At 60.0% G+C, this 9,524-nt stretch carries 9 protein-coding genes and 2 pseudogenes; 6 read left to right on the top strand and 5 right to left on the bottom strand.

Features of this window, described 5'->3' with window-relative positions; all coding sequences use genetic code 11:
- The 3 genes from AC0L2R_RS33445 to AC0L2R_RS33435 form a co-directional block, all read left to right on the top strand.
- Positions 1-449 (top strand): CoA-transferase (locus AC0L2R_RS33445; protein WP_473514058.1); only part of this gene is annotated, 449 nt, incomplete at its 5' end.
- 7 nt (positions 450-456) lie between these two features.
- Positions 457-1,758: an ArgE/DapE family deacylase gene (locus tag AC0L2R_RS33440; protein WP_473514057.1), complete on the top strand. Its 1,302-nt coding sequence runs from the start codon at positions 457-459 to the stop codon at positions 1,756-1,758.
- 2 nt (positions 1,759-1,760) lie between these two features.
- Positions 1,761-2,942, top strand: a complete 1,182-nt coding sequence (locus AC0L2R_RS33435) for an acetyl-CoA C-acyltransferase (RefSeq protein ID WP_473514056.1) — start codon at positions 1,761-1,763, stop codon at positions 2,940-2,942.
- Positions 2,943-3,042: 100 nt separating this feature from the next.
- Here AC0L2R_RS33435 and AC0L2R_RS33430 read toward each other — a convergent pair whose 3' ends face one another.
- The 3 genes from AC0L2R_RS33430 to AC0L2R_RS33420 are packed head-to-tail and all read right to left on the bottom strand — an operon-like array spanning position 3,043 to position 5,371.
- A complete protein-coding gene (locus tag AC0L2R_RS33430) occupies positions 3,043-3,618 on the bottom strand; it encodes a GNAT family N-acetyltransferase (RefSeq protein ID WP_473514055.1) in 576 nt (191 codons plus the stop codon).
- A 14-nt stretch (positions 3,619-3,632) separates the two neighbouring features.
- Complete coding sequence (locus AC0L2R_RS33425; protein WP_473514054.1) at positions 3,633-3,992, bottom strand: RidA family protein; 360 nt, start codon at positions 3,990-3,992, stop codon at positions 3,633-3,635.
- Between the two features lie 14 nt (positions 3,993-4,006).
- Positions 4,007-5,371: an NAD(P)/FAD-dependent oxidoreductase gene (locus AC0L2R_RS33420; protein ID WP_473514053.1), complete on the bottom strand. Its 1,365-nt coding sequence runs from the start codon at positions 5,369-5,371 to the stop codon at positions 4,007-4,009.
- Between the two features lie 1,281 nt (positions 5,372-6,652).
- Here AC0L2R_RS33420 and AC0L2R_RS33415 point away from each other — a divergent pair.
- Positions 6,653-7,144 carry a thioesterase family protein gene (locus tag AC0L2R_RS33415; RefSeq protein ID WP_473514052.1) on the top strand — a complete coding sequence of 164 codons (492 nt, stop codon included), beginning with the start codon at positions 6,653-6,655 and terminating at the stop codon, positions 7,142-7,144.
- 132 nt (positions 7,145-7,276) lie between these two features.
- A complete protein-coding gene (locus AC0L2R_RS33410; protein WP_473514051.1) occupies positions 7,277-8,161 on the top strand; it encodes a beta-keto acid cleavage family enzyme in 885 nt (294 codons plus the stop codon).
- Between the two features lie 389 nt (positions 8,162-8,550).
- Here the strand turns inward: AC0L2R_RS33410 and AC0L2R_RS33405 are convergent, their stop codons facing one another.
- Positions 8,551-8,784 (bottom strand): helix-turn-helix domain-containing protein, encoded by a 234-nt coding sequence (locus tag AC0L2R_RS33405; RefSeq protein ID WP_473514050.1) that lies wholly within the window; start codon positions 8,782-8,784, stop codon positions 8,551-8,553.
- Positions 8,785-8,884: 100 nt separating this feature from the next.
- Positions 8,885-9,148 (bottom strand): annotated as a pseudogene (locus AC0L2R_RS33400) (IS110 family transposase); the annotation flags it as partial.
- Positions 9,149-9,157: 9 nt separating this feature from the next.
- On the opposite strand from AC0L2R_RS33400, the pseudogene AC0L2R_RS33395 reads away from it, so the two are divergent.
- Positions 9,158-9,361: pseudogene (locus tag AC0L2R_RS33395) on the top strand (transposase); the annotation flags it as partial.
- Positions 9,362-9,524: the final 163 nt, after the last annotated feature.

Genomic DNA, 9,524 nt, shown 5'->3' with positions numbered 1-9,524 from the left:
CGGGCGGCAACTACATCACCACGCTGGCCGGCGCTTCTTACTTCGACAGTGCGGTTTCGTTCGCGATCATCCGCGGCGGAAATCTCGATCTCACGATGCTGGGGGCGTTTGAGGTTGCGAGCAACGGCGATCTCGCCAACTGGATGATACCGGGAAAGTTCACGCCCGGGACAGGCGGCGCGATGGAACTGGCCCAGAAAGCACGACGGGTTATCGTGCTGACGACGCACGTGGATAAGGCCGGAAAACCAAAGCTGGTCGAGCAATGTACGTTGCCCCTGACTGCTCAGCGGTGCGTTCACAGGATCATCACCGACCTGGCCGTCGTCGACGTGTCATCAGACGGCTTTGAACTTGTTGAATTGTTTGCCGGCGTTTCGCTCGAAGAGGTAAAGGCTAAGACCGGGGCACCGCTCGTCATCCCCCACCCACCTGCAATTTTCAATTGAGGACTTAATGGATTCCAACTTTCGCCAGACCGTTTTGGGCGCGGTGGACAGCGCGTTCGATTCGCAAACGGATTTCCTGAAACAACTCTGCCGCTTTCCGTCGGTACGCGGCCATGAGCAGTCGATTCAGCTCTATTTGGCGGACGCGATTCGCAGCCGCGGTTACGAGACGGACGTTTGGGAGATCAACGAGCAGCATCTTGCTGATCTTCCCGGCTTCTCGCCGGTGCTCGAGCCTTATGCGCAGGCGCTCAATGTGGTCGGGAAAAGTGTCAGCAGGAGCCGCAAGGGGCGCAGCCTCATCTTGAACGGACATGTCGACGTGGTACCCACCGGTCCGCTTTCCATGTGGTGCAATCCGCCCTTCGAGCCCTATATGGACGAGAATTGGCTTTACGGGCGCGGTGCCGGCGACATGAAGGCCGGCCTCTCGTGCAATCTTTTCGCGTTGGAAGCCCTTGCCTCGCTCGGTTTCCAACCGGCCGCCGATTGCTACCTGCAATTCGTCGTGGAGGAGGAGTGTACGGGCAACGGCGCGCTCGCGTGCCTACAGAGGGGATACACAGCCGATGCCGCGCTCATCCCCGAGCCGTTCGGAGAGGCGCTCGTCATCGCCCAGATTGGTGTATTATGGCTCCAGGTACGTCTGAACGGGATTCCCTCGCACATTGCCTATGCCAGCGCAGGCGTAAACGCGATCGAAGCGGCACTGCCCCTGATTTCTGCGCTTCGAGAGCTAGAGACACGGTGGAACGACGCAGCCCGTCGGCCGACGGAGTTTGAAGGTGTCGATCACCCTTTGAACCTCAACATAGGACGGATCGAAGGCGGAGATTGGGCATCGAGCGTCCCGGCCTGGTCGACTTTCGACGTGCGTATGGCGATTTATCCGGGAGATGATATTGACGCGGCCGAGCGGGAGCTTCGGCAATGCATCGCGTCGGCTGCGGACAGGTCCGACTATCTGCGGCAGAACCCGCCGGAGGTCATCTGCCATGGTTTCCGTGCGGAGGGTTACAGTCTGGGGCGCGATTGCTCCGAGGCGGCGACGAATGCCATAGAGCTGCTGGCTGCCATGCACCAGATCGTCAACGGATCCCCCATGGCGCGCACGCCGATCACCGCCACGACCGATGCACGCTACTTCGGTCTCTACGCCGGCATGCCGGCGCTGGTGTACGGGCCGGTTGCAGAGCGCATCCACGGCTACGACGAGCGCGTACACCTCGACTCCGTAAAGCGTGTCACGCAGTCGATTGCGCTCTTCATCGCTGCCTGGTGCGGGCTCGAACCGATCGAAAGGACTTAGGAATGCAGGACATTGCCATCGTATCAACGGCACGCACGGCAGTCGGCAAGGCTTATCGCGGCTGTTTCAACAACACCGAGGCGCCGTCGCTCGCTGGCCATGCCATGAAGGCGGCCGTCACCCGGGCGGGCATTGACGCGGGCATGGTCGACGACGTCATACTCGGCTGCGCCGTGACCCAAGGGACGAGCGGCGTCAATGTCGCGCGCCACGCCATTCTCGCGGCCGGCTTCCCGGTCTCGGTCGCCGCTATGACTATCGACCGCCAGTGCGCCTCCGGCCTGTCGGCAATAGCGGCCGGCGCCATGCAGGTCGCGTCCGGCAGCAGCCGGGTCGTCCTGTGCGGCGGGGTTGAATCGATCAGTCTTGCACAGAATGAGCACGTGAACCGGTACCGCGAGCGTGATCCGGCAGTGGAGGCATCCTACCCGCTCTACTATATGTCGATGGTGCAGACGGCCGAGCGGGTGGCCGAAACGTACGGCATCACCCGTGAACGTCAGGACCACTTGGCAGTGCAGAGCCAGGAGCGCGCGCGCGATGCGCAGCGGCAGGGAAGGTTCGATGCGGAGATCGTTCCAATCGTCGTCTCACAACTGGTGAAGGATCGTGACAGCGGCGCCATTTCTTGCAGGACGCTATCTGCGGAAAGGGATGAAGGCCCGCGCGAAAGCACCTATGAGGGAATAGCGGCCCTAAAACCCGCACTGGAACATGGGCGGTATGTGACGGCCGGCAATGCCAGTCAGCTCTCGGACGGCGCAAGCGCTCTCGTTCTCATGGATGTCGAAACCGCCAAGCGGGAGAACCTGAAGCCGCTGGGAATTTTCCGCGGAAGCGCGGTTGCCGGCTGCGCGCCTGAGGAGATGGGCATCGGCCCCATCCTTGCGATCCCGAAACTTCTTGCCCGCCATGGGCTTGGAATTGATGATATCGATCTATGGGAGATTAACGAGGCCTTCGCAGCGCAACTCCTGGCGTGCACCGATCGCCTGGAGATCCCGGCCGAACGCCTCAACGTCAATGGCGGCGGCATCGCCCTCGGCCATCCTTACGGCATGACCGGGGCCCGTCTGGTGGGACATGTACTTGTCGAGGGCCAGCGCCGTGGGGCCAAGTTAGCGGTCGTCAGCATGTGTATCGGCGGCGGGCAGGGTGCTGCGGCACTCTTCGAAGTCTGCTGAATGAATGCGCCATGTCGAAAGGCATGGCGCTGCCCCAATTGCGATTGGTGCCCTTCGGTTGAGGCGAAGGTGATGAGACGATCAGGCGGGTCTCACCTGATCAGCGAAGTAGGATCGCCGCCCTCTGCTCCAGCGTCAGAAGCCGCATCTGGATCGACACATCTGCGACGACCTTGAAGCCCGCCTTTTGGTAGATTGCCAGCGCCGCCGGATGATCGAGCGAGCAAGTCTTGAGCACAATGCGCCCCACATCGGCGGAAAAGGCCGCCGCCATAGCCCCGGAGAGTAGCCATTTGCCGAACCCGCGCCCGGCCACGTGCTCCATCAGGCCGAGGTAGACAACCTCGACGGTCTCTTTGTCACGGCGGTCGAGATCGAAGAAGCCTGCCGGCGCGCCTTCGATCATCAGCAGACGCATGTCGCGTTGCGGTCCATGGATGCGGGCAGCTAGGTCTGCGTCGCTCAGGCAAAGATAGTCTTGCCAGTGCCACTTGCGTCCAATCCTATCGACAAGGTAGCGATAGAAATGAAGCGGTGGTTCCTTGAGGGGCAGCAGCAGGCCAACATTGGCATTGTGCTGGCCAAGTGCATCCCAGTTCTCTCGAGTGAGCTCAAGGGTCTTTATCGAGATTTCGACTTCGGGTCCTTCGGGCGCAATAGCTGCATTTAGGGTCATTGTAGCCCGAATCTCTATGCGGCGCGGCGCTGCGCCGCCGTTAGCATTATTTCCACGTCGTAGTTCGGGACGAGTGCGGAGGCGACACTCGCGCGAGCCGGCACTGACCCGTGCGGAATCCACTTCTCGTAGACTGCCGTCATCTCTGCCCAGTGTTGCATGTCGGTGAGCCAGATCGTCACCTGCAGAATGCGCGACTTGTCGGAACCGCTCAGGGCCAGCAAACGGTCAATATTGGCAAGTGCTCCTTCGGTCTGTTCGGTGATGGAAGCATTCGGCAATCCGACCTGGCCACAGAGATAGACGATGCCGTTGTGGACGACGGCCTGGCTATAGCGTGGGCCGGGCTCGATATGGGTGATATCGTCATTCATGGATGATCTCCTTTTCATGCTTCGCTGCGGGCGAGGAAACGATCGCGGGCGAGGCGCAGGCGTGCGCCCCAGCCGAGCAGCGGCTGGGGTGGCAAGCGCTGTGGTCGGCTGCGCTGTTCGATCAGCGGTATCCATTCGCTGTCCTGACGGGCGGCGAGGTTGGCAACTTCACGCCCCAGGAGATTGGCAAGGCCAAGCCCGTTGGCATTGTAGCATCCGGCAACGAACAGTCCGTCGGCAACCTTGCCGAATACATGATGCCCATTCGTACTCAGGCAGACGATGCCCGACCAGGAATGGGTGAAGATTTGTGGGCTTAGTGCGGGAAACCGTTGCGTAAGGGCGCGGGCATGATCAATTTTTCGTCGGATAAGTGCTGTGGGATCGAGTGACATTCGCCGCGGTACCTCGCAGGTGTTCCGGACGAGGATGCGCCGGTCGCGTGTCAGCCGAATCGTCGCTCCCATGGCATCGGCCGACAGAAGGCCATACGGCTTGGGCGCGCCGATCGCTGCGTATTCGTCATCCGTCAGGGGGCGGCTCATGCTCGCCGTAAGCTGCAGAGCGAAGCTGCGATCCTGGCGAATACCGACTTCGGGCATAAATCCATTGACTGCCATGATGACGTTGCGCGCGATGACTTCGCCGGAGGGCGTCTCCAGCCGATACCCGCCATTGCTGGATTGCCATGCGATGACAGGCGTGTTCTCGTAGGCCTCGATCGACGGCGGCAGATTGTGGGAAAAGCCGCGCGCGAGTTTGGCGGGCTGCAGGATGACGCTCGTCTTCGTCCATACGGCAGTCGTGTAGAAGCCTGTGCCGATGTGATGGCGAAGCCTTGTCCCGGTCAGGACCTCGTTCGCGATGCCGAGTTCGCCCAGGAGGCGCGTAAATTTCTCAAGCCTGCCGAGGTAGCGCGGGTCGCGGGCGCCGTAGAGTTTTCCGCACGGATCCCAGTCGCAATCGATGCCGTACCCGGTGACGAGGGATTTGACTTCAGCGATGGCGGCGCGGGCGAGCTTGTACTTTTGCCGGACGACCTCGATGTCAGACGCCGTGCCGGCCCCCTCGTTGAGCGTCGCATCGACCAGGAAGCCGGAGTTGCGCGCGCTTGCACCTTCTCCGACGCGGTTGGCCTCCAGGAGGATGATGCGCCCGCGGGATTTGAGCGTCGCGAGTTGCCGCGCCGCGGCCATGCCCGTGTAGCCGCCGCCCACCACCACCCAATCCGCCTTTTGCGTGCCGCTCAACGTCGGCCGTGTCGACCGCTCGGGCAACTGGCTTAGCCATCCGCAGGTCGAATCGTTGCCGGGAAGCCGCTTTACTCTCGGCATGTTACTCTCTGCATGAAAATCTCCGTATGACGCCGCAGCCGGCATGTTTTCACCTGCGGCGCGGCTCGATATCGTTGCCCGCGGGGGGGCACCGCGCAAATAGATAAATCGCATGGGTGTCATTGCGCGAGCCTATGGCGCCGGCTCGAGCTGTTCGGCGTCAGTCGGCCGCATCACTGTTGCGGAAATCTCCTGACCTCTTAAAACAGCTCGCACCGCCGCGTACTTCAGTAGAATTAAGAGCGCTATTACAACTGTTTATTTGGAATCAAAGCGCAAACGATAAAGGCGCGGCGTAAGCTAATAGCGTCGGTACGGTAGAGCTAGTAGAGCTAATTGCAACGCAAAGAAACTCAATCGTGAACAATAAGCTAGCCAGCAACCGCGATTTTTCGGGCAAGAGAGCTGAGGCCGTCGAAGCTGATGTCCCGGTTGCTCCGGCGCCGGCGGTAGGCTCGCTCAGCCTCGGAGCGCTTGCCGCGATTGGCATAGGTTGCCTGATAGGACTGGCTGGATCACGATGGTCGGCGTTTGGCCGGCGGCAGGTCCTCTCACCGTAATCACTGGCTTCGTCATCGGCATGATTCTCACTGCCGGCATTGCACCCCTGCTATGCCGAACTGGCAGGCATGATGCCGATGTCCGGCTGTGAGGTCTTCTAGCCGCCGCCGGCCACCACCCAATCGGCGTTTGGCGTGCCGGTCAACGTCGGACGCGTCGAGCGCTCGGGCAACTGACTTAGCCATCCGCAGGTCGAATCATTGCCGGCAGCCGCTTCACTAAAATCTCCGTCTGTCGCAGCCAGAATGCTTTCGCCTGCGGCGCAGCTTGATTTTCGGATCGCTGACCGCGCGGGGGGGGGGGCAAATAGATGAATCGCATGGGTATCATTGCGTGAGTCTTTGGCGCCCGCGCACGACTCTGTTCGGCGGCGATCGGGCCCTTGAACGCCGCAGTGATTCACCCTTGCACGAAAACAGCCAGCAGCACTATCCGCATTCAGCAGGCCTATAGCTATTATAGCAACAGTCTATTTGAAATTACAGCGCAACGGGCCAATGCTCGGCGGAAGAGAATAGAATGTCGACCCGGTAGAGCCAATTGCGACGTTTAAGAAAACCCGATCGTAACAAACGGGTCGCTAGTGCTTGGATGTTCCACTTAAATATACCGTGCGCGGCAAAAGGCGAACCCAGGCAACGATGGTCAAGCAATGACTTGCCTGAGCGAACGGAAGCTGACAAGGCCGTACGGCCCTGATCGGATAGAGTGAGGTGCGGAAGATGAACTGGCGCTGGTTGAGGCAGAGTATTGGGGTTAGAGCAGATGCCTGAGTCCAGCGCTGATGGGCTGCTGCGCATTCCAACGCAGCAGGTGTACTCCGACTGGATCGACTACAACGGACATGTGACGGAAAGTCGTTACCTTCATCTGTGTGGCGAAGCGACGGAGGTCGTATTTCAACACCTCGGAGTCGACTCCGATTATCGAGCCAAGTGGGGAAGCTACTACACCGTGGAAACGCACTTGTTCCACCTCAGGCAGTTGCATCTCGGAGATCGCGTGGAAGGGTTCACACAAATCCTCGGCGCTGACGAAAAGAGGCTTCACCTTTTCCACGTGCTCATGCGTGAGGGCGACGAAAGCCCAGCGGCAACAGGCGAGCAAATGCTCATTCATGTGAGTGTCACCAGCGGGCGCAGTGGGCCGGCTCACGAAAGAGTAACTGAGCGGCTGTTCGAACTAGCGCGGGAACATGCTCGAAAGCCTCGTCCCACGAGCGCCGGTGCGAGTATCGGACTGCCAAGGCTCCGATAAAGGTACCGCAGAGGTCTGAAATTGTGACATGCCATCTAGGCTGCTGCTGGTCCTCACCGCAGTCTTCTGCACCTGGCATGTCCGCCGAATTGACGGGGCTTCATCCTCACAATCTTAGCAGTGGAGTCGTTGATGTCCAAGAAAGTAATCATCTCGTGTGCGGTAACCGGTGGGAGCGCCGCGGTTCTCGCGAAACATCCAAATATCCCTAGAACGCCGTCGCAAATCGCGGATGCAGCGCTTGAGGCTGCAAGGGCCGGAGCCGCAATTGTTCACATTCACGTCCGCGACCCAGACACCGGGGCCCCGTCTAACCGATTTGAACTCTATGAACAAGTCGTTAAGAAGATCCGAGACGCAGCTACCGATGTCATCATCAATTTGACCGACGGAATGGACGGTGAATTGGTAATCGATTCCCTTGAGCCAGTGAGAATCGGCAACGAGAGTACACTCAAGAGCCCAGTGGCGCGCTGTATACATTCGGTAAAGCTTCAGCCAGAGCTTGGCACTTTAGATTGTGCAACCATGGTTTTTGGTGAGAACATCTATGTCGCACGGATGTCCGATTTGCGAGAGATGGCGACCTTACTGCGAGAGGCGGGCGTTAAGCCAGAGCTGGAATGCTTCGATCTGGGCCACATTGAAACAGCCAAGAAACTTATATCGGAAGGCCTTATCGATGGTGACCCGCTTTTCCAGTTCTGCCTAAGCACCGGGTATGGTGCGCCGGCCCGACCGATCGTGCTTCAGGCAATGCGCGAGATATTGCCATCCGGAGCCATCTGGGGAGGGTTCGGTTGCGGCGTCGACGAAATGCCTTTGGTCGGCCAATTAGTCGCGATGGGTGGGCACGTGCGTGTCGGGTTGGAAGACAACATTTACCTCCGGCGTGGTGTGCTTGCTTCGAATGCCGAGCTTGTCGACAACGCGGTTGGAATCGTGGAGCGCATGGGTGCTAGCGTCGCCACGCCGGCAGAGGCGCGGGCAATTATCGGTGTTAAAAAGCGCGGATAGCTGCGCTCAGGCCTAGACTAAGAGGCCTCTCTGATTGGGTCGTTGTGGTCAAGGTGCTCCTGCACTTTTTGTCGGACCGTTCCGCAGGTCACTCGCTTCTCTTCGCGGTCGGTGCTTGAGCCGCCGCATGATGGAGTCAGGAGAGCGAGACGTCTCAATCTGTTTTACGACCTTGCGAACCTTGGTTCGGCAGGTTCAGGACTCTCAACGAGATCGCCTCGCCCATCGTCCCCACGGAACGATCCAGGCATCGCCCTTTCGGGCGAAAGCTTTGTTCGTGATAGCGCGCCGGCGTCAGCCCTAGATGCGCCCCACCGCCCGCGAAGAGCCGAACCGCTCCGGCCAGTCGACGGTGGAAGGCGAGCGCGGTGATCGGCCCTGGTCCCGCGTCATAATGCCCATCTGGCTACGTTATTGAAAGTCAGGGTCTTTTGCTCCGAACTCGGTGATGACAGGCGCCTTGAGTGCGTGACGCACTCGATCAGATGCGAATCTTCGATATCCCGTCGTTTGATGACCCATGGTGCGCCTTTGCAATATTGCTCGGCAGGAATACTGCCGGCGGCAATCTGGCGAAGGACCGTCGCGGAGCTCAGATTGAGCATCCTGGCGGCTTCAGTCAACGTGACTTCGCCGCGCTCGGCCCATTCGCCATCCCTGTAGACCGCGATGCCATGCGTGTTACGGAACCCGAGCGGCCCACGTCTTCATCGATAACTGTCACAGGCGGGCGAACTCCTTTAGCATGGCGCTGAGGATCGCAAGAAGCGGCTTCACCATCGCCATCACCTCGGTGTCATCTCCGGCCAGTTCGCGCACGCGCTCGGCAAAGGCGGTGCGCGACGGCGTGCCGACCTTGACGCCGGCCTCGCGCAGGATGGCGCGCACAACATTCTCGATGCTGCGCGTCTCGTTCAGCACCGTGCGGCGGGCAACCAGCAGCGCGCGCCACAACCGGCATTGCCGGCTCTTGACATGCACCTGCCGGTCGCCCGAGCCGATACCTCCGACAGTGCCGGGGCTCAGGCGATTCTGGATCGCATCCGCAAGCGATGGCCCTGGGTAAAACACCTGTTCGCCAAAGGCGCCTATGCCATGGACAAGGCCGCCCATCTGGACTTCGTAGTCGAGATCATCCGTCGATTCGATGACCGGAAGGGCTTCGAAGTCTTGCCCCGCCGCTGGATCGTCGAGCGAACGCGAGTTAAGTTGATAACGCCCCGTCCGCGCTTGCGGAAAACACATGCAGCAAGTGCCCTTCGGGGGACGCGAGGCAACGAAAACACCTCGCAGTGCTGTCCGCATTCAGTAGACCTATAGCCGTCATTGAAACAGTCTATTTGATCTGCCTCGTTAGTCGGCG

Source organism: Mesorhizobium sp. WSM4820, assembly GCF_055811075.1.
This window is presented reverse-complemented; position numbering and strand designations above follow the sequence as displayed.

Bases quoted from the DNA above. Each gene is read 5' to 3' on its own strand.
- AC0L2R_RS33440 (WP_473514057.1), top strand. From the start codon at position 457: ATGGATTCCAACTTTCGCCAGACCGTTTTGGGCGCGGTGGACAGCGCG.
- AC0L2R_RS33435 (WP_473514056.1), top strand. From the start codon at position 1,761: ATGCAGGACATTGCCATCGTATCAACGGCACGCACGGCAGTCGGCAAG.
- AC0L2R_RS33430 (WP_473514055.1), bottom strand. From the start codon at position 3,618: ATGACCCTAAATGCAGCTATTGCGCCCGAAGGACCCGAAGTCGAAATC.
- AC0L2R_RS33425 (WP_473514054.1), bottom strand. From the start codon at position 3,992: ATGAATGACGATATCACCCATATCGAGCCCGGCCCACGCTATAGCCAG.
- AC0L2R_RS33420 (WP_473514053.1), bottom strand. From the start codon at position 5,371: ATGCCGGCTGCGGCGTCATACGGAGATTTTCATGCAGAGAGTAACATG.
- AC0L2R_RS33415 (WP_473514052.1), top strand. From the start codon at position 6,653: ATGCCTGAGTCCAGCGCTGATGGGCTGCTGCGCATTCCAACGCAGCAG.
- AC0L2R_RS33410 (WP_473514051.1), top strand. From the start codon at position 7,277: ATGTCCAAGAAAGTAATCATCTCGTGTGCGGTAACCGGTGGGAGCGCC.